The 20,428-nt window shown below is 42.2% G+C and carries 20 protein-coding genes; 2 read left to right on the top strand and 18 right to left on the bottom strand.

Annotated elements, in window-relative coordinates; translation table 11 throughout:
* Positions 1 to 311: 311 nt before the first annotated feature.
* Positions 312 to 1,478, bottom strand: coding sequence for an NAD(P)/FAD-dependent oxidoreductase (locus M028_RS0128825; protein ID WP_026576922.1), 1,167 nt, complete (start codon positions 1,476 to 1,478; stop codon positions 312 to 314).
* Between the two features lie 253 nt (positions 1,479 to 1,731).
* Between M028_RS0128825 and M028_RS0128820 the strand changes: the two genes are divergently transcribed.
* On the top strand, positions 1,732 to 2,964 hold the full coding sequence (locus M028_RS0128820) for a CdaR family transcriptional regulator (RefSeq protein ID WP_026576921.1): 1,233 nt from the start codon (positions 1,732 to 1,734) through the stop codon (positions 2,962 to 2,964).
* Positions 2,965 to 3,085: 121 nt separating this feature from the next.
* On the opposite strand, the gene M028_RS0128815 is transcribed toward M028_RS0128820, so the two are convergent.
* The 15 genes from M028_RS0128815 to M028_RS0128745 form a co-directional block, all read right to left on the bottom strand.
* Positions 3,086 to 3,793 (bottom strand): ABC transporter ATP-binding protein, encoded by a 708-nt coding sequence (locus M028_RS0128815; RefSeq protein ID WP_026576920.1) that lies wholly within the window; start codon positions 3,791 to 3,793, stop codon positions 3,086 to 3,088.
* Positions 3,794 to 3,795: 2 nt separating this feature from the next.
* Positions 3,796 to 4,560, bottom strand: a complete 765-nt coding sequence (locus M028_RS0128810; protein ID WP_026576919.1) for an ABC transporter ATP-binding protein — start codon at positions 4,558 to 4,560, stop codon at positions 3,796 to 3,798.
* Positions 4,557 to 5,570: a branched-chain amino acid ABC transporter permease gene (locus tag M028_RS31335; protein ID WP_051591315.1), complete on the bottom strand. Its 1,014-nt coding sequence runs from the start codon at positions 5,568 to 5,570 to the stop codon at positions 4,557 to 4,559. Before M028_RS31335 ends, M028_RS0128810 begins: the two co-directional genes overlap by 4 nt.
* Before the next feature lie 13 nt (positions 5,571 to 5,583).
* Positions 5,584 to 6,483, bottom strand: coding sequence for a branched-chain amino acid ABC transporter permease (locus tag M028_RS0128800; RefSeq protein WP_026576918.1), 900 nt, complete (start codon positions 6,481 to 6,483; stop codon positions 5,584 to 5,586).
* 20 nt (positions 6,484 to 6,503) lie between these two features.
* Complete coding sequence (locus tag M028_RS0128795) at positions 6,504 to 7,664, bottom strand: branched-chain amino acid ABC transporter substrate-binding protein (RefSeq protein ID WP_026576917.1); 1,161 nt, start codon at positions 7,662 to 7,664, stop codon at positions 6,504 to 6,506.
* A gap of 350 nt (positions 7,665 to 8,014) precedes the next feature.
* Positions 8,015 to 9,094: a tartrate dehydrogenase gene (locus M028_RS0128790; RefSeq protein WP_026576916.1), complete on the bottom strand. Its 1,080-nt coding sequence runs from the start codon at positions 9,092 to 9,094 to the stop codon at positions 8,015 to 8,017.
* 10 nt (positions 9,095 to 9,104) lie between these two features.
* Positions 9,105 to 10,100 (bottom strand): hydroxyacid dehydrogenase, encoded by a 996-nt coding sequence (locus M028_RS0128785; protein WP_035425032.1) that lies wholly within the window; start codon positions 10,098 to 10,100, stop codon positions 9,105 to 9,107.
* A gap of 20 nt (positions 10,101 to 10,120) precedes the next feature.
* Entirely contained in the window at positions 10,121 to 11,314 is a 1,194-nt protein-coding gene (locus M028_RS0128780) for a thiolase family protein (protein ID WP_026576914.1), read from the bottom strand.
* Between the two features lie 17 nt (positions 11,315 to 11,331).
* On the bottom strand, positions 11,332 to 12,480 hold the full coding sequence (locus tag M028_RS0128775) for an acyl-CoA dehydrogenase family protein (RefSeq protein ID WP_026576913.1): 1,149 nt from the start codon (positions 12,478 to 12,480) through the stop codon (positions 11,332 to 11,334).
* Positions 12,481 to 12,495: 15 nt separating this feature from the next.
* Positions 12,496 to 13,272, bottom strand: coding sequence for an enoyl-CoA hydratase/isomerase family protein (locus M028_RS0128770; RefSeq protein WP_026576912.1), 777 nt, complete (start codon positions 13,270 to 13,272; stop codon positions 12,496 to 12,498).
* Positions 13,273 to 13,296: 24 nt separating this feature from the next.
* Positions 13,297 to 13,977 carry a 3-oxoacid CoA-transferase subunit B gene (locus tag M028_RS0128765; protein WP_051591314.1) on the bottom strand — a complete coding sequence of 227 codons (681 nt, stop codon included), beginning with the start codon at positions 13,975 to 13,977 and terminating at the stop codon, positions 13,297 to 13,299.
* Entirely contained in the window at positions 13,958 to 14,671 is a 714-nt protein-coding gene (locus tag M028_RS0128760) for a CoA transferase subunit A (protein WP_026576910.1), read from the bottom strand. Before M028_RS0128760 ends, M028_RS0128765 begins: the two co-directional genes overlap by 20 nt.
* A 17-nt stretch (positions 14,672 to 14,688) precedes the next feature.
* The gene (locus tag M028_RS0128755; protein ID WP_026576909.1) at positions 14,689 to 15,537 is read right to left on the bottom strand and encodes a 3-hydroxyacyl-CoA dehydrogenase; all 849 of its coding nucleotides are present in this window, start codon (positions 15,535 to 15,537) and stop codon (positions 14,689 to 14,691) included.
* A gap of 86 nt (positions 15,538 to 15,623) precedes the next feature.
* Positions 15,624 to 17,105 (bottom strand): aldehyde dehydrogenase family protein, encoded by a 1,482-nt coding sequence (locus M028_RS0128750; protein WP_026576908.1) that lies wholly within the window; start codon positions 17,103 to 17,105, stop codon positions 15,624 to 15,626.
* Positions 17,106 to 17,120: 15 nt separating this feature from the next.
* Complete coding sequence (locus M028_RS0128745) at positions 17,121 to 18,296, bottom strand: LL-diaminopimelate aminotransferase (RefSeq protein ID WP_026576907.1); 1,176 nt, start codon at positions 18,294 to 18,296, stop codon at positions 17,121 to 17,123.
* Between the two features lie 233 nt (positions 18,297 to 18,529).
* Here M028_RS0128745 and M028_RS33225 point away from each other — a divergent pair, with 233 nt between their 5' ends.
* Positions 18,530 to 18,691, top strand: a complete 162-nt coding sequence (locus M028_RS33225; RefSeq protein WP_155925879.1) for a hypothetical protein — start codon at positions 18,530 to 18,532, stop codon at positions 18,689 to 18,691.
* 71 nt (positions 18,692 to 18,762) lie between these two features.
* Here M028_RS33225 and M028_RS0128735 read toward each other — a convergent pair whose 3' ends face one another.
* Positions 18,763 to 19,533, bottom strand: a complete 771-nt coding sequence (locus M028_RS0128735) for a class I SAM-dependent methyltransferase (RefSeq protein ID WP_026576906.1) — start codon at positions 19,531 to 19,533, stop codon at positions 18,763 to 18,765.
* Positions 19,534 to 19,639: 106 nt separating this feature from the next.
* Complete coding sequence (locus M028_RS0128730; protein ID WP_026576905.1) at positions 19,640 to 20,392, bottom strand: exodeoxyribonuclease III; 753 nt, start codon at positions 20,390 to 20,392, stop codon at positions 19,640 to 19,642.
* Between the last annotated feature and the right edge of the window lie 36 nt (positions 20,393 to 20,428).

The following is a 20,428-nucleotide window of genomic DNA, read 5'->3' as shown; positions in this document are numbered from 1 at the left end:
ATCTAGTTCCTCTTTAGGTTACCTCTCCTGCTCTTTTTCTCCCTCAACGGTCATCTAGTTCCTTTTTAGGTTACCTCTCCTGCTCTTTTTCTGCCTGGACGGTCAAATTGAAGATAATAAACAATCCCTATCCAATCAACCCATGACATATTGACCTTTTTTAAACGAAAATCCGGCTCTTCATTTCCAGGCCCATATAATGATCCTCAATCGACCGATCTAGTTTTTTTGTCGTCAGAATTCACTCTCTCCTAAAAAAACATAGCTCCAGAAGGAAATCTCTGACCTTCAGAAGCTATGGTTCTCGTAAACTAATAAATCGCATCCTCAATAATTAATTGATTTTCAGCAAATCGTTCCACCCTTAATGGAGATAAATCCAAGGTTTCATATTTACCCAAGCGAATCAATTCGGAAAGACATTTTCCGACCGCGGGTGCCTGCTGCATCCCGTGTCCACTAAAACCGAAAGCAACAAAATAGCCCTTCATCGCCGGATATTTCCCTAAAATAGCATTATGGTCTTCGGTGTTAAAATCATAAAGCCCGGACCAACCTCTTTCGATTTTCGCATTCTCAAAGTTTTTAATTCGATTAGCCAGCACCGGCCATATGTTTTCAACAAATGCCGATCTTCTCCATTTAAAATTAATTCCAGGCTCTATTTCCTCGGCATAACCGGAAATAAACTTCTCACCTTCATGTCGGAAATATACGCCTGTTGGGTCCATGGTTAACGGAAGATAGTTTTGCAGCGGTGTTTCAATATCAAACTGAAAGATTTGTCTTGGAAGGGGTACGACCGGGAGAGGCAGACCAGCTTTTTCACTCAAAAGAGACGCCCAGGCACCGGCACAATTGACGACAACCGGTGAAAAAAATTCACGTCCATCCGAAAGCCTTACCCCTTTTATTTGATCCTGCTCAGTAATAAGACTGTCTACAGCGTCATAAATATACTCCGCTCCTAATCGTTTAGCATTTCGAATATACCCCTGCATGACAGAGTAAGGGTCCAAATACCCACTCTCTGAACAAAAGAGGCCCCCAGCTAAATCTTCTGTATTTAGTTCTGGAATAATCTTCAACAGGTCATTTGTATCGAGTAATTGCGAATTGATATCGTTCTCATTTTGCAGTTTTAAATGCCTTTCGAATTTTGGCATCATTTCATCTGTTGCTAAAAATAAATAGCCTCTCTGTTTAAAGTCGATTTCCATTTCTTCTCCATCGATGGCCATCGATTTTGAAAAATCTTTATAGATTTGAAGACTATATTTACTAAGCTGCATATTCACCACCGTCGTATAAAGCTGTCTAAAACCACCCGCACTTCTTGGAGTAGAAGCATATTCGTATAGACCATCTTTCTCAAAAAGGACTACCCTGCCATGAAAACCATCCTGTAATAAGTGATATGCGATACTTGAACCAATGACTCCACCACCAATAATGATAATATCTGCTCGATTTGACATGGAAACTCCTGCCCTTCTTTTATATTAATTAACAGCTGGGATAGAAATCGCGTCGGGATCGAAAAAGCACTCGCTAATGGAAGTTTCACCCTATATTACTACTGTACTCATTTCTTTACTTTTAATCTATGTGCATTTTTTACGGTAAATTGAATAGTTAGAATTGTTTTAATAGTCAATTTTAACAAGGAATTTTCACTCCATAGCTAGAATGTATTAATCTAGGATTTTATTTGTTTAAAGGAGTGGTAAAATGGCTTTCTTAGAGGATATATCCCAAACGATTGTGGAGAATACTTCCAGAATCATTGGATATCCAATCAGTATTACCGACGATAAGGGATATATTATTGGGTCAAATGACGAAAACCGCTTAGGAAGTTTTCATCAGGCATCAATCGATGTTTTAAAAAGGAAGGAAACGATTTGTTACGAGTATGATGAAGTAAAGGAACTTAATAATGTTCTACCAGGTGTAGCTGCCCCCATCATTATTAATCAAGAAACCGTTGGTGTGTTAGGGATTGTTGGAAATCCGGCAGAAGTGAAAAAATATGCTCAGCTTGTGAAGAGCCATGTGGAATTGTTGTGCCATGAATACTTAAAAAAGGAAATTCGCATTCTTGAATCTAAATCATTGGATCATTTAGTCCATTATCTCTTGAGTTCAGATACGATCGAAGACATGAGCCAAATCATCCGCTTTGGAAAAATGCTTGGTTACAATCTTGATAAAGAATTCCAACGCGTCTGCCTCATTATCGAAATGGATATGCTGTCAGAGCAATTTACTGGAACACACCCGAAAATCCCCCATACGTTTTCATGGCAATTTTTACAGGATAATATGATGGATATACTGCGGCACTATTTAATAGATAATAAAGAGGATATCCTTTCCTTATTGACATTAGATCAATTTATTTTAATAAAAGCAATCGATGCAGCCGAGTCCCCTGAAAGTTTTAACAAACAATTGGAACATAAAATTAGCCGGATGAGTGAATATATTCAATCGAAATACCAATTTAATGCAAGAATTTCGATTGGAAGCATGAAAAAAGGGATTAACGGAATTAAAGAATCTTATGAAGAATCACTTAAAACGTTAATTGCCGGTAAAAAAACAACTATTTTTCCTGAGGTTTACCATTATAATGATTTGAATATTATTCTTGAACTAATTGGAACTGATTTACCTCCTTACATAGCGGAACGACTTTCCGATAAGATGACCTGTTTTTATCAACATGTTAATTTTCCTACCCTATCTAGCACCTTTATTACCTATTGCAAATGTAATATGAATATTAGTGAAACGGCCCGGAGCCTATTTCTCCACCGAAATTCCTTAGTTTATCGACTAGAAAAAATTAGTGAATTGACCTCTTTAGATATTACGAACTTCGAACATTGTCTACTGTTATATTTTGCAATTAAAAACTCCAAACTAGAAAACACACCAGCCCATTCATTCATACTTTAAAATGTTAAAGGACCACATATATCATCTACCTAAATAAAGGGGGTATCCCAAGATCATCTTGGGATACCCCCTGTTTATACGAATGAAAAGTGATGCGTCCATTGCCAATCTTCTTTCCTGCTTATCCGCCAAGGTAAATTTTCTCGATCACTTTGTCTTGGATTAAATTTTCAGTTTCATCTTCACGAACAATTTCCCCCAATTCCATCACATATGCTCGTTTTGTTAATCGTAGTGCAGCTCGAGCATTCTGTTCTACCAGGAGAATCGTCGTTCCGGTTTCATTGATTTTTTTAATGGTATCAAAAATTGTCCTCACAATAATGGGTGCAAGGCCCATCGATGGTTCGTCCAACAGCAGCAGCTTTGGCTTCCCCATCATCGCCCTTCCCATTGCAAGCATTTGTTGTTCCCCTCCCGAGAGGGTTCCGGATAACTGCTTTCTCCGATCAAATAACCTTGGAAATAACTCATACACCTCTTTTAACCCATCATGTAAATGGTCTCTTGCACAATAGCTTCCAAGCTGAAGGTTTTCCTCTACTGTCATAGTGGAAAAAACGCGTCTTCCCTCCGGTACATGGATCAATCCTTTTTTTACAATCTCATGGGCATTTCTTTTATGAATGGGCTCACCATTATAATGAATGCTCCCGCTTTTAGGCCGGATTAGTCCTGAAATAGTCCGAAGCGTCGTAGATTTACCTGCACCGTTGACACCAAGCAAGGCGACAATTTCCCCTTGGTTAACCTGAAGCGAAATATTTTTCAGTGCAGGAACTTTTCCATAGGAAACTGAAACATTTTGGATTTCAAGTACCGTTGACATTTCTATCCCTCTTCACCTAAGTATGATTCAATTACACGTGGATCCTTTTGAATATCTTCAGGAAGACCCTCAACAAGCATTTCCCCATAATGAAGGACAATAATCCAATCTGATACTTCCATGATGAGCTGCATATCATGTTCGATGATGACCACAGTTGTACCGCTGTCTCGGATTGAATAAATTAGCTCCTTTAGTTCGTTTTTTTCACTGTGGTTCATTCCAGCTGCCGGTTCATCCAAAAGAAGGATTGCCGGATTGGTCGCCAGCGCTCTTGCGATTTCCAATTTTCGCTGCTCCCCATAGGAAAGGTCAGACGCTCGAATCGTTTCTTTATCCTCTAAACCAACAAATGAAAGCAGTCGTTTCACCTCTTCTCGAACCCACTCCTCCTCTTTTTTGCTTTTACCCGGATTAAAAAGTGTGGAGAGAACATTACTTTTTGTTCGAATATGAAGTCCTGACATGACATTCTCTTCTACCGTCAAGGTCTTAAATAATCGGATGGACTGGAAGGTGCGGGCGATTCCTTTTTGAACAATTTTGTCTGGAGAAAACCCTTTAAAAGGCTGTCCCTTAAATAAAACTGTACCTGAGCTTAGGTTTACGAACCCTGTCAAGCAATTGAACACCGTGCTTTTACCTGCCCCATTTGGTCCTATTAAGGAAACTATTTTTCCTTCCTGCACTTCAAAATTTAGATTGGAAACAGCATGTAAGCCACCAAATTTTACTCCTAGTCCTTGAGCCGAAAGTAATACACTCAAACGAAATCTTTCCTTTCCTGTGTATTGACTAAATCAAGCAAGCCTTCTTCTTCTTCTTTTCCTTTTTTCTTCGGTTTATTATATTTAACCCCCATCAGTCCCTGTGGACGGAAGATCATGAGGACTAAAAGTGCAGCAGCGTAAATGACCAAGCGCCATTCGTCAAAGGAGCGAAGAAACTCTGGAAGGGCTATGAGGATAAAGGCACCAAGCAGGACACCCGTATTTCTTCCCCGGCCTCCTAATATCACGACCATCAAAATATTGACAGACTGCATAAAGGTAAAGCTTTCTGGATTAATGACGGACATTTTTACAGCATAAAATGAACCGGCAATACCTCCACAAATGGCCCCCAGCAAATATGCAAGCAGTTTATAGCGTACAAGATTCACTCCAATCGCCTGTGCTGCGGACTCATCCTCCCTGATAAACATCCACGCCCTGCCAACTCTTGATTTGCCCAACTTGCTTGCTACGATCAAAATAAGGATGAGCAACACGAAACCTAGGTAATAAAGATCCGTTTTTGTGGCAAATTGAAAGGCTCCGATCGCTGGCTTAGGAATGGCATAAATTCCATTTGGTCCACCGGTCCAACTTAAATTGGTTGCCGTAATCCGGATAATTTCCCCAAAACCTAAGGTTACGATTGCGAGATAATCGCTGCGGAGCCGTAATGTTGGGGCTCCAATAATCAAACCTAAAATTCCCGAAACAATCCCCGCTGCAATTAACGAAATCCAGAACGAAACATGAAAATTCACCATTAATAGAGCTGTTACATAAGCGCCTGAAGCATAGAATGCGGAATATCCCAGATCAAGAAGACCGCAGTATCCAACGACAATATTTAATCCAATTCCCAGCATTCCGTAGATGAATATTCCTGTCATGACATCCATAATGTATGGATCTGGATAAACGATTGGAATGAGTACTGAGCAGACTACCATAATTAGAAGGATAGGAGAAATGGACTTTGTTATAGCAGATAGTTTTTTTCCCATTACCTTACATCACCTACAACTTTTCTGCTTGTGGCTCTCCGAGAAGGCCAGTCGGCTTAAATACCAATACCAAAATTAAGATTACGAAAGCAAATACATCCTTCCAGGCAGGAGAAAAATATCCTGCGCCAAGTGTTTCCAGTATTCCGAGCAAGAAGCCTCCGAGGACAGCTCCAGGGATATTCCCAATCCCGCCAAGAACTGCAGCAGTAAAAGCTTTAATTCCCATTAAGAACCCCATCATAAAACTTATTTGACCATAATAGCCGCCCATCATTACTCCAGCGGCACTCGCCAAGGCAGAACCAATAAAAAAAGTGATGGCAACAATGAAGCGGACGTTTATCCCCATTAACTGGGATGCATCTTGATCAAGTGAAACGGCACGCATCGCTCTTCCTAAAAAGGTTTTCTTGATAAAAAGCTGCAAAATGATCATAAAAATAATACTGATTAGAAGCATTCCAACCTGTGTGTAAGAGATCTTTACAGAGCTATTGAAAATGGCACCCCCAGCCGAGAGGTGGGGGTAAACCTTAAAACTTGGGCCGTAAAAAACCATAACTAGATTTTGAAGCAATAATGAAACCGCAAGGGCAGATATCATAATCGAGAGGCGCGGTGCATTTAATAGTGGTACATAGGCTATACGATTGATTAAGACACCGACTAATCCTGTGACGAACATCGAAACAATCATCGCAAGTATAAAACTACCAACCCCGGAAGATGTTAACGAGCCAAACAGCCCGAGAATGCTTAGGCCTAGAAAGGATCCAACCATATAAACATCGCCGTGGGCGAAGTTAATCAGCCGGATAATACCAAAAACCATCGTGTATCCCAAGGCAAGTAATGCATAAAAGTTGCCGATCGTAAGACCGTTGATTAATTGCTGTAAAAACTCTTCCAATTTAGGAACCTCCTAATCTATTAATTTTGTGTGGCTACAAACTTCCCATCCTTTACCTGGGTCGTAATATAGCTGATGCCTTTTCGGTCCCCTTTTTCATCAAAATTAATCGTTCCTGTAACGCCTTGAAAATCATTTAAGCCGTGAATGGTATCGATTATTTTCTTTCGGTCTTGAGATTTTGCTTCCTTAATCGCTTCAGCAATAATGTTAACGCCATCGTACGTATACGAAGAGAAAGGTCCTGCATCCTCGCTATAAGCTTCTTTGTACTTTGTAACAAAATCACCTGCACCCGCATTATTCAGGAATTCTGTGGTAGGTGCCGTACTGACAATCACGCCTTCGGATGCTGGGCCAGCAATTTTCATGAGAGTGGTGTCATTATTGCCATCTCCTGCCGCAAATAAAACGTTTAACCCAAGCTCTTTCGCTTGTTTGATGAGCAGTCCGCCTTCTGCATAAAAGCCAGTCCAATAGATAGCATCAGGTTTTAACGGCTTTAGCTTACTAATAATCACAGAGAAATCTTTCTCTCCTGGTGTAACGGCTTCAAAGAATGCAACCTTGCCGCCAAGTTTTTCCACACCGTTTTTTGCTTCTGTCGCTAATCCCTTCGTATAGGTAGTGTTATCATGCAAGATGGCTATATTTTTCTTGTGCTTTACATTGACAAGATAATCTGCCATGAACTTGCCCTGTTGATCATCACGGCCAATCATTCTAAATACGTTGGTAAATCCTTGTTCGGTTAATTGAGGGTTACTTGAGGATGGTGTGATAAAAGGAATTCCATTTTCGTTGTAAACTGTTTCTGCTGGTAAAGCTGCACTAGAACAGTAATGCCCCACCACTGCATCAACGTTGGAAGTGACAAGTTTATTTGCCGCTTGGGTCGCAACCTGCGCATCACAGGCATCATCGATGGGTACAATTTTAATTTTTTTACCGATCACTCCGCCTTTTTCATTGAGCTCGGAAGCTGCCAGTTTTGCGGCATTTACGATGTCGCTGCCCATTTTAGCACTTTGTCCTGACAATGGTGCCGGCACACCGATCTTAATTACGTTCGATTTTTCATTACCTCCTCCAGCTACTTCGCTTGATTTTCCGCAGCCAACAAGTGATAATCCAAGAAGTAAGGTTCCAGCAGTGATCGCTATTTTTTTTGGAATTTTCAATGTAACCCCTCCATTATTTACAAATCTTTTATCATGCCTTTTTAAAAACGATTAAAAGATTTCATTTTGATTTAAGGAAGCGCTTACAGTCCTTTTTACTCGCCTTCCCTACACATCTCTCCCGAATCCTCCTTTATAAATTATCTATTGTAAGTAAGATTAGGATTATTGTAAATTAAAAATATTCTGAATCATATGTATACTTTTCACGAAAAATTGTTTAAATAAAAATTAAATTTTCGTCCTTTTTTACTAGAAGGAATTTTCAAGTAAGAATAATACTTAAAATCAAAAATAGCCTGCTTAGCGCAGGCTACTTTTGATTTTTACTATTTTATAATATAGAGCGTCTAACCTAAACGCGCTCTCAGCTTTTTACAAATATGATCCCCTACCTGCTCCGTAGTCGCCTGACCACCCATATCCGGTGTCAGTACCTCTTTTTCCTGCAGTATATCTTCCATTGCATCCATAATCGCGGCCGCTGCCTCTGACTGCCCTAAATGATCCAGCATCATACTCGTGCACCAAATCGATGCCAGCGGATTGGCAATTCCTTTCCCCGCGATATCTGGTGCCGATCCGTGAACAGGCTCAAACATCGAAGGATATTTTTTCTCCGGATTAATATTCGCCGACGGGGCAATTCCAAGGCCGCCGACAATCGCCGCCCCTAAATCCGTTAAAATATCGCCAAATAAATTGGACGCGACCACGACATCCATCGTCTCCGGTTTACTGACGAAAAAGGCGGCAAGTGCATCAATATGAACGGTATTATGCGTTATATCAGGATATTCCTTCCCAATCTTCTCCACATATTCATCCCAAAAAGGCATGGTATGATTAATCCCATTCGATTTCGTGGCAGCTGTTACATGCTTTCTCTTACCCTGTTTACGGGCCAGATCAAAAGCATACCGTAAAACCCGTTCCACCCCTTTACGGGTAAAAACACTGTTTTGTATCGCCATATCCAAATCGGTGCCCTCATACATCCGGCCGCCCATATTGGAATATTCCCCTTCATTATTTTCACGGACAACAAGGAAGTTCAAATCCTCTGCCGTTTTACCGGCAAGCGGCGATTGAATTCCTTTTAGCAATTTAACAGGACGCAGGTTGATGTATTGTTCAAACTGGCGTCTAATTGGCAGAAGCAATCCCCAAAGCGAAACATGGTCCGGTACACCCGGATAACCGACCGCCCCCAAGAAGATGGAATCAAAATCCTTCAAGATCTCTAATCCGTTATCCGGCATCATTTTGCCATTTTTCGCATAGTACTCGCAGCTCCAGTCAAATTCAGTGAAGGATAATGACAACCCGCCATGGAGCTTACAAACTGTATCTAATACCTTTCTTCCCTCGCGGACAACATCCACGCCAATACCATCACCGGGAAGCAAGGCGATTGAATAATGATCCATATGTTTTCTCCTATTCTCCTGTTTTTATCTGTAAAACTTCTGGGTTGCCAATAAACCGGGGCCTTTTACCATTTAAAATATTGATGACATTTTCCGCGACGGTTGTCGCCATCACGTAATTACATTCCACAGTTGTCCCGCCAACATGGGGAGTTAACACAACATTCGGTAAGGATAATAGCGGCAAATCCTTAGAAGGGGGCTCTGGATCAAATACATCAAGACCCGCACCTGCGATCATACCTTCATTTAACGCTCGATATAAATCATCTTGATTGACCACTGCCCCGCGTGAGGTATTCACCAAGAACGCTGATGGTTTCATTAATGAAAAATATTTTTGATCAATCGAATACCGCGTTTGCTCATTTAATGGAATATGTAAGGAAATAAAATCCGATTGACTAAATACCTCCTCCATATCTGTACAAATCTTTACCCCGATTTCATGTGCATATTTATGTTTTTCCGGAATAAATTCCCTCACCCAGGCCGTTACTTCCATTTCAAATCCAAGCTTCAGCCGTTTGGCCACCTCTTGGGCGATGTTTCCGAACCCAATCAATCCTACTTTCTTTCCTTTTAACTCAAAGGATGAAATGGAATTTCGCGCATCATAGTTCCCTTTTTTCATATTTTCATGGAAGGGGACGACTGACTTTGCTAATGCCATGATCAGCATAACAGCATGTTCTGCGGTTGATACTTTATTGACCGAAGGAGCATGAACAACAGGGATCCCCTTCTCCGTTGCATAGGAAACATCAATATTGTCAAGACCTACTCCCGCACCTGATATGACTTTCAAATGAGGATTTGCGTCCATCACTTCCCTTGTGATTTTAGCTGGTGCCCTTAGAACAATCGCCTCCACATCTTTCACAAGACTGCAGAGATGGGCAATCTCATAGTCATTTGTTTGAATGACTTCTGCGCCTTCACGTAAAACCTTTTCTCCGTTTGAATGGTACATAGGGAGGATCTGCAATACACGTGGCTTACTCATACATTTTCCCTCCAAGTTGGTTATACTCGTAAATTCTCTACGATGGTCGCAATTCCCTGCCCGCCGCCGATACAAGCCGTAATTAATCCATAACGACCGCCGCGGCGCTCTAATTCATTCATGATTTTAACCGTAAGAATGGCACCGGTTCCGCCAATGGGATGTCCGAGGGCAATCGCTCCGCCGTTAACATTTATTTTTTTCCGATCCATGTTTAATTCTTTCACACAGGCTAAGGCTTGTGCCGCAAATGCTTCGTTCAGTTCAATTAAATCAATATCATCCAATGTAAGACCCGCAAGTTTTAAGGCTTTAAGGGTGGCTGGTACCGGACCAATTCCCATAATTTCTGGTGCTACCCCAACGGAAGCCTGAGAAATTACCCTTAGACGTGGAGAAAGTCCGCGCTCGGCAGCTTCCTCTTCAGACATCATCACAAGCGCAGCGGCACCATCATTTCTTCCGCTCGCATTTCCTGCGGTAACCGTTCCCCCATCTTTGAAGACAGGCTTTAAGGATGCAAGCTTTTCAAGGCTTGTGAGACGTGGATGCTCATCAACTTCAAAGAGTATTTTCTCCCTTTTCACCTTTACTTCGTAAGGTACAATTTCATCCGTAAACCTTCCGGACTGAATCGCTTCGGCAGCTTTCTGCTGACTTTCGAATGCAAATTCATCCTGCTCCCCGCGGCTAATTTGATATTTTTCCGCTAGATTTTCTGCGGTTAATCCCATTGTTAGATTACCATAAACTTCTATCGGCTGCGCTCTTGGCTGACTTTCGGTATTTGGATCCACAATTTCGGCATTGCCTGCTCCGTAGCCATATCTTGCCTTTCTTAAATAATAGGGTGCCGTACTCATACTTTCCGCACCGCCCGCCAATACCACATCAGACAAGCCGCACATAATTTGCTGTGCTGCGTTATTAATGGCCTGAAGCCCGGAACCGCATTGGCGATGAACCGTATAACCCGGCACCTCAATTGGCAGACCAGCCCTCAAAGCAGCTAACCTTGCAAGATTTGGTACATCTGAGCTTTGCTTGGCATGCCCCCAAACTACTTCATTTACCTCTTCACCATTGATCCCGCTTCTTGTTAATGCCTCACGCATTACTTTTTCGGATAAAAAGTCTGCTTCAACATCCTTCAGTGTTCCGCCCATTCTTCCAATTGCGGTTCGAACACCATCAATAATCACTACATTCCTCATTTTCTCACCCCGCCCTCTTATCTAAACTCTCGTTTTAATTCAGCTGCAATAATGTTTTTCTGGATTTGACTCGTTCCTTCATAGATCTTCGTAATCCGTGCATCCCGGTAGAATCGTTCAATAGGATAATCCTTCATATACCCAATTCCAGCATGGATCTGGACGGCTAAATCTGCCACACGATTGTAGGCTTCTGAACCGTAAAGTTTGGCCATTGCCGCCTCTTTTACCACTCTCATCCCTTGATCGGTCATCCAGGCAACACGGTAGGTAATCGAACGAAGCAATTCGATTTCCATCGCCATATCTGCCAACATATGCTGAACCGCTTGTTGTTCAAAAATCGGTTTATCAAACTGGACTCGCTGCATCGCATAATCGGTGCTTAATTCCAGCAATTTTTCACAGGATCCAAGGTTTCGCGCTGCTAAGCCAGCCCGTCCATTGGCAAGGATTTTCAAGGCATTCACATAGCCTTTTCCTTCTTCACCCAGCACATTTTCAGCCGGTACTTCAAGATCTTCGAAGAAAAGCTCAGCAGAATGGGAGCCGCGCAACCCCATTTTTTTCTCAACATTCCCGACAATGAAGCCTGGAAAATCCTTTTCAACGATAAAGGAGGTGATTCCTTTCGCCCCTTTACTCGGATCCGTTACGGCCATTACGGTAAAAACATTCCCGCAGACGGCGTTGGTAATATAATGTTTCGAGCCATTTAAAATATATTTATCTCCCTTTTTCTCCGCCTTTGTTTTAAGATTGGCGGCGTTTGAACCGGCGCTCGGCTCTGTGAGGGCGAAGGCACCAATCCATTCTCCGCTTGCCATCTTGGGAAGATATTTTTGCTTTTGTTTCTCTGTACCCAGTTCCACGATTCCGACCGAACCGATTCCAGTATGGGCCCCAATCAAGGTTGTATAGCCATTATGGGTCTTGCCCAGTTCTTCATAGATTGCACATTTCCCCACCATATCAAGGCCGAGTCCGCCATATTCCTCCGGTATGCTTAGCCCGAATAAGCCCATATCCTTCGAGGCTTCTACAATATGACTGGGGATTTCATCTTTTTCTTCTATTTCCATTGCAACCTTTTCTACTTCTTCCTGTACAAAATCATGGACGGCCTTTTGTAATAACTGAATATCCTCCGACAAAGTAAAATCCATTTTCTTATCCCCCTACTATTTTCCTTGAAATTGTGGTTGTCTTTTATCAAGAAAGGCTTGTGTTCCTTCCTGTTTATCCTCTGAACCCATCAAAACGGTTTGAGCAAGTTTTTCTAAATAAAGAGCGGTTTCCATCTCAACATCCGCACCACGATTAACAACTGCTTTTGCTAGCCTTAACGCTAACGGACCTTTTTGGCTTATCTTCCGAGCATATTCCCTTACTCTGTCCATTAGGTCCTCTGCCGGAACGGCCTTGCTGACAATTCCCAACCTTTCTGCCTCATCGGCAGTAATGATGTCTCCTGTTAAGACGAGGTCCATCGTCTTCCCTTTTCCTATTAATCTTGTAAGTCTTGGCGTCCCGCCTGCACCCGGGATAATCCCTAAGCCTACTTCCGGCAGACCGACCTTAGCGTTATGGGAGGCAATCCGGATGTCACAGGCAAGGGCCAGCTCTAACCCGCCGCCTAAAGCAAAGCCATTGATGGCCGCTATTGTCGGCTTTTCATAGTCTTCGATTTTGCGATAAGTCGCAGTCATATTGGGCTGAAGCGCCTCTAGCATTGTTCTTTTATTTAACTGGCTGATATCTGCCCCGGCAGCAAACGATTTTTCACCGGCACCGGTAAAAATCACCACCCGAATTTCTTCATTGCTCCTTAATTCATCAAGTGCCGTTTCGATTTCCTGTAATGTTTCTACATTTAATGCATTTCTTTGTTCTGGACGATTGATGATAATAAACCCGATATTCCCTTCCGCTTTTACTAAAATATTGGCGTAGTCCATCATCGTTTTACACCTCTCATTCAATTAAAATGGCATGGTTTTAAGATTTTCAGATACGATAAACTCGGAATCTGTTAATCTCTTTATTTCTTCTACTGAAGAGCCCTCTGCCACTTCGTCTAATCGTAGCCTGCCGTTGTCGATTCGAAATACTGCTTTTTCCGTCACAATCATTTCAGCCTTCCGAATTCCGCTAGTAGGATAGCTCAGCTGTTTTACTATTTTCGGTTTATTGTCTTTTGTCACTTGAGTGATCGCGATAATAATTTTATTGGCACTTGCCACTAAGTCCATTGCCCCGCCAACCCCAAGGATATCCTGACCAGGAACCGCCCAATTGGCAATTTCCCCGGTTTCACTGACCTGAAGGGCGCCCATCACGGCTACATCGACATGGCCGCCGCGAATCATCACAAAAGAATCGGCACTTGAAAAAATCGAGGAGCCCACTCCGGTTGTAATCGGATGTTTACTAGCACTGATCAAATCCATATCGATTTCCTCTTTAGGCGGGGTTGGTCCCATCCCTAACAGCCCGTTTTCTGACTGAAGATAGACGCGGGCATCCGGCTTTAAATAGTTTTGAATTAACGTAGGAATTCCCACACCAAGGTTCACAACTGTTCCGTCTTCAAGCTCGGAAGCAATTCGTTTGGCAATTCGAATCCGGTCGGTATCTTGTTTTTTATCGGTGACGTTCAACATATTCACCTCCGATTTTTTCGTAGCGGTCATTTAAGACCAGGATGTCTACATAGGAATGCGGGGTCACGATTTGTTCCGGCTCGAATGTGCCTGCTTCGACAATTTCATCCACTTCCGCAATCACCAGTTTTGCCGCCGTTGCCATCATCGGGTTGAAATTTCGGGCAGTCTTCGAATAAACGAGATTGCCCATGGTGTCAGCCTTTGCGGCTTTTATTAGAGCCGCGTCTGCTTTTATTCCTCTGATAAAAATATAGCGTTCACCGTCAAATTCCCTTTCCTCTTTTCCTTCGGCCAGCTTTGTCCCGACAGCTGTTTTCGTATAGAATCCAGCAATGCCGGCACCGCCAGCCCGGATCGCCTCTGCTAAGGTGCCCTGCGGAATCAATTCGATTTCCAGCTCGCCGCTTTTCCAGGCTTTAACCGCGTCACGATTGGAAGTAAAATACGATCCTACTGCTTTTTTAATATGTTTCGAGATGAGCAGTTTTCCAAGCCCTTTGCCGGCTTCACCTAAGTTATTGCTAATAATCGTCAATTCCCTGGCATGGTCCGATTCTGCAATCGTATCGATTAAGGTAAACGGGGTGCCGCAAAGTCCGAAACCGCCCACTAATAGTTCATCCCCATATTCAATCCATTTGATTGCATCGGCAGCTGATCTTAATTTTTCACAGCTTAACGTTCTTTTCATTTTATAGAACCCCCAAGTCAACCTTCATAGGCGTAAAATCCCTGGCCGGATTTGCGTCCTAATCGGCCTGCTTTTACATACTTTATTAAGAGCGGGCATGGCCGGTATTTTTCACCTAGTGTTTTATATAGATATTCCATATTTCGTAATCTAGTATCTAAACCTACTAAATCTGCTAGAGCTAACGGCCCCATTGGATGATTTAAGCCCAGCTTCATCGCCTTATCGATGTCCTCTGCTGAAGCAACACCTTCCATTAGAAGATTCATCGCTTCATTGCCAATGAGACAATTCATACGGCTTGTCACAAAACCGGGGAATTCATTGACTTCTACCGTTTCTTTCCCTAGTTTTTCGCCAATTTCTTTTGCCTTGTACATCGTCTCATCTGAGGTTTCAAGCCCTCGGACGATTTCAATTAATTTCATTTTGTGGACGGGATTAAAGAAGTGCATCGCGATACATTTTTCCGGTCTTGAGGTCTGGGCAGCTATCTCTGTAGGGCTCATCGTTGAAGTATTCGTCGCGAGGATTGTATGCTTCGGACAAATTTTGTCTAATTTTTTGAAAATCTCCACTTTCAGTTCCATTAATTCAAATACAGCTTCAATAACAACATCTGTGTCACCGGCAGCCTCTTCTAAACTAGTAGTATATTCAATTCGTTGTAAGGCAACTGAGGCCTGTTCTCTTGTTAAAAAACCTTTATCCGCACTCTTGGTCATTTCGGTTTCTAAGTAGAGCTTTGCTTTATCTAGATTTTCCTGGCTAACGTCGTTTAGAGTTACTTGAAAGCCGCCGAGAGCCGCAACATATGCAATCCCCCTGCCCATAACCCCCGAACCAACAACTGTTAATTTTTCCATCCTGTACACTCCTATCCTTAATGAAAAATTAACCTGTATTCCAGTTGTGGAATGACAGGTTAATTTCCTCTCGTTTCTAGCGATTCTTAATTGTTATCAATCTGGGCCCGCTGTAATTTTCCACTGTAATCCACATAGATTGATTTCCATTCAGTGTATACATCCAACGAAGCTACGCCGGAATCTCTGTGGCCATTCCCCGTTCCTTTTGTCCCCCCAAATGGCAGATGGATTTCCGCACCGGACGTACCGGCATTCACGTAGACAAGCCCCGTATCCAAATCACGCATGGCTTGGAATATCCGATTCACATCAGCGGAATAAATCGCACTCGAAAGCCCAAACTCAACGCTGTTATTGACTTCAATCGCTTCTTCTAAACTAGTAACGGCAATAATCGAAACAACCGGTCCAAAAATCTCTTCCTTCGCGATTCTCATCTCTGGAGTTACATCCGTGAAGATCGTTGGCGCATAGAAGTTCCCTTGATCTAACCCGTTCTCCGAGACAATTCTTCCACCAGTTAGAAGCTTCGCTCCTTCTTCCTGCCCGATTTTCACATACTCATCAATCCGTTCTAAGGAAGAACGATTGATCACCGGGCCAACCTTAACACTTTCATCAAGCCCATCGCCCATTTTCAATCCATCGATACTAGCAAGCAGCTTTCTTTCAAGCTCCGCTTTCACATCCTTGTGTACAATGACCCGGCTTGTTGCCGTACATCTTTGACCAGCTGTTCCAAATGCTCCCCATAAAATGCCTTCAACCGCCAAATCAAGATCGGCATCTTCTAAAACCGTGATCGCATTTTTACCGCCCATTTCTAAAGAAGTTCTTTTTAACAACGCACCGGCGCGGCCGTTAATTTCCTTGCCTACTTCATTTGAACCTGTAAAGGAAATTAAATCGATATCAGGATGCTCGACCATCGCATTCCCGACGACACTTCCCGAACCATTGACTAGATTTAACAATCCCTTAGGCAGGCCGGCATCTTCATAAATCTTGACAAATTCTTCCGCAACCATCGGCGTTTCGGTTGCAGGCTTCCAGACCACTGCATTCCCAGTTACAAGGGCCGGAAGGGATTTCCAAGAGGCAATCGCAATAGGGAAATTCCATGGCGTAATCAGCCCGGCAATTCCGATTGGAACACGTACGCTCATCGCAAACTTATTGCGAAGCTCAGATGGAACCGTATCGCCAAATAGTCTCCGGCCCTCTCCGGCAACATAAAAGGCCATATCAATCGCTTCCTGAACTTCCCCTCGTCCTTCCTCGATCACTTTTCCCATTTCACTTGTGAGAATTTGCGCCAATTTTTCTTTTCTTTCTTTTAATAGATAACCAACTTTATATAAAATATCTGCTCGTTCCGGAGCAGGTACTAAGCGCCATTCCTTCTGCGCATTTTTTGCTGCTTGGACTGCACGATCCACATCTTCCTGCGTTGATTGTGTTACCTCAGCCAATACTTGACCATTTGCCGGATTTAGAACGGGAGTAAATTTCCCAGTTGAGGATGGACACCATTCACCATTAATATAGTTTAAGATTTTTTTCATCATATACCCTCCAGTTTAGCTAATCGTTATTTTTAAATTTTGTTTAATTCTTTCAATCGCTTCTTGTAATCTTTCACTTGGAACGGATAAGGAGACGCGGAAATAGCCTTCTCCTGAAGGACCAAATGCATTTCCGGGGGTTAGAATTACACCCGTTTGTTCCAGAACACTTGTTACAAAATCAGAAGAAGTATATCCCTTTGGGACGGGAGCCCAGATGAAGAAACTTCCCTTTGGCGGCTCCGCCTTGACCCCAATGGATTTGAGCCCCTCCACCATTGACAGCATCCGTTCTTGATAGATTTGATTATGTTTGGACACACAACTATGATCACTGTTTAAAGCAAAGGCTGCTGCCTTTTGAATCGGCGTAAACTGACCTGTGTCTGTATTGCTTTTAAGGATGGAAAGCGCTTTAATAATTTCCTTATTTCCAACCACATAACCAATTCGGAATCCTGTCATATTATAAGTTTTAGAAAGGGATCCAAATTCGACCGCAACCTCTTTTGCTCCCTCAGCCTGAAGAATACTTGGTGCCTTATATTCATCAAAGGTGACCATATTGTAGGCTGAGTCATGGGCAATCGGGATTTGATGTTTTTGCGCAAATGCAATCGCTTGATTGAAAAATGAAAGATCCACTGTAGCTGCCGTCGGATTCCCGGGATAATTCAACAGCATCAGCCGGGCTTGTTCCACTATTTTTCTTGGAATAGCTGTAAAGTCAGGCTCAAAGTTGTTCTCAATCTTAAGCGGCATATTAAAATACTGTCCATTTGCAAGCATGGTTGCCATCCGATAAACAGGGTAGCTTGGATCTGGAATTAATACGTAATCTCCCGGATCGATTAATGTCGGAATTAAGTGGGCAATCCCTTCTTTTGACCCAATCAACGCCAGCACTTCCGTTTCCGGATCAAGCTTTACCCCGAATTGCCGTAAATAGAAATCTGCAACTGCATTTCTAAATTCAGCGCACCCTGTAAAGCTCGGATATTTTAATTGATAGGGATCTTGAAGCTCCTCCACCAATTTATCAACGATATGCTTTGGAGTGGGGAGGTCAGGATCGCCAATCCCTAAATCAATGATATCCACTCCTGACTCTATCATCGCAGCTTTTTTCTTATTGATTTCCGCGAATAAATAGGGTGGAATCTGACCTATTCTTTTCGATATGAAACTCACAACCTCACCTCTCATTTCGTGTGAACCTTCCATATTTTCAGAACATTCAATTTCTATATTCTTAATTTATCGGTTTTCTCCTCATATAACTATGGTTGTTTTATACAAAAATAACTGATTTTTTAGCTTGGATTCCGTATGATTTTTACAATCCGCCTCCTCTGGTAGGATGCATATAACCACACCACTTTTTATAAACATAGGTTAAGATGGATTTTTTTGGGGAAAAATACATGGGTAAAACTTCAGAAAAGGAGATGGTTTCATTGGTCCAGCAAAAGAAGGATGAACAAAATGGAAATGTTAATAATGAAGAGCAGAATCTGGAAAATTCAGCTGCTGACGAAAGATTACCTGAATTTGATGAATTTGGTACGGCATTAAATGATATTTAAGATCGGTTAAATACCACAAAAAACCCTTTGCAAAAAAGAGAGTGATCTTTTTCGTGCAAAGGGTTTTTTCATTATTTTTTCCTAGCCTTTAAAACGATTGCTTCGCCTTTAAATGAAACAACCTGATTATTCTCGATTATAATCTCAAATTTATCCTTGATTTTGGCAGTGGACTGCAGAATAAATTGAGTTAATTCTTCTTTATCCTCTTGGGCTAATTTCATTCGACCACACCATGGATCAAAACGGAACGTTTTTTCAAACCGATGCCATTCAACAATATCCAGTCCATTCAGTTCAAGCATCTTTAACCACTCTGTCTTTTTCCAAGCGCGAAAATGGCTGTAGTCCCGCTTTTTTTCGATGAAGTTATAAAACTGATCATACTCATCCTCTTCCGGGACCACATTGTCATCCAATAAAAACTGCCCTTGATGCTTTAAGACACGATACACTTCTTTTACAAATTGATCGACGTTTGGAAAGTGGTGTGGGGCAATCCGGCATGTGAGCAAATCAAAGGATTCATCAGGAAACGGAAGGTTTTCCGCATCACCTTGAACAAAATTAACGTTTTGGTGACCATTTCCCTTGATAAATTTTTCAGCTGCCTGTAACATTTCAGCGGTAAGATCAGCTGCGGTCACTTGTTTGACCAATGGCGCAAACGCATTGGCCGTATGCCCACCGCCTGTTGCCACATCAAGAATAGCTTCATTCCCGCTCACTTCCGCCATCCTCAACAATATTTGCAAGTCTTTCCCTTGTTTATGGATCTCGCTTGAAACATAGGAGTCTGCGCTTTTCCCAAATTGCTGTTGAACATCTTTTTTAATATCCATTTTCATTTCCCCTAACCGTAATGGAGTAATTTAACTATAAACCACATATACGATAAAGAAAATGACGGTTTTTTTATGAATTTTGATAAGAAAAAGTTATCAAATTCTACTTTATTTCTAGTAAAATTGGACAATGATCACTGCCCAAAACGGTTGCATGAATGTTCGCGTCAACTAAACGATCGCGCAGCTGCTCGGAAACAATAAAGTAATCAATCCGCCATCCAATATTCCGCTCGCGGACCTTCATCATGTAAGACCACCAAGTGTAGGCCCCTTCCTGGTCAGGGTAAAAATGCCGGAAACTGTCAATGAAGCCGGACTCCAGCAGCCCGGTCATTTTCCCGCGCTCTTCCTCCGTAAAACCGGAATTCCCGAGATTTGACTTTGGATTGCGCAAATCAATTTCCTTGTGGGCAACGTTTAAATCCCCACATAACACAACCGGCTTGATGGCATCTAATTTTTGAAGATGTTCTAAAATTCGTTCCTCCCACTCCAAACGAAACGGAAGTCTAGCTAAATCCCGCTGTGAGTTCGGTGTATACACATTCACCAAGAAGAAATCATCGAATTCCAGTGTAAGAATACGGCCCTCAGATTCAGAATCCTCATCTAACAGTCCATATTTTACCGAAATCGGATCCATTTTTGTAAAAACAGCTGTGCCGGAATAGCCTTTCTTTTCGGCATAATTCCAATATTGCTTATAGCCCACTAAATCTAGCTCAATTTGCCCCTCTTGCAGCTTCGTTTCCTGAATACAAAAAATATCTGCGTCCACTTCATTAAAATAATCTAAAAATCCTTTTTTTACACAAGCCCTTAGGCCGTTTACATTCCATGAAACTAATTTCATTTTTCTGTTTCCTTCTCCCTTGTTGCCTTTTTCTAT

This window comes from Bacillus sp. UNC438CL73TsuS30 (genome assembly GCF_000482325.1).
In the GTDB taxonomy this organism is placed as follows: Bacteria; Bacillota; Bacilli; order Bacillales; family Cytobacillaceae; genus Neobacillus.
This window is presented reverse-complemented; position numbering and strand designations above follow the sequence as displayed.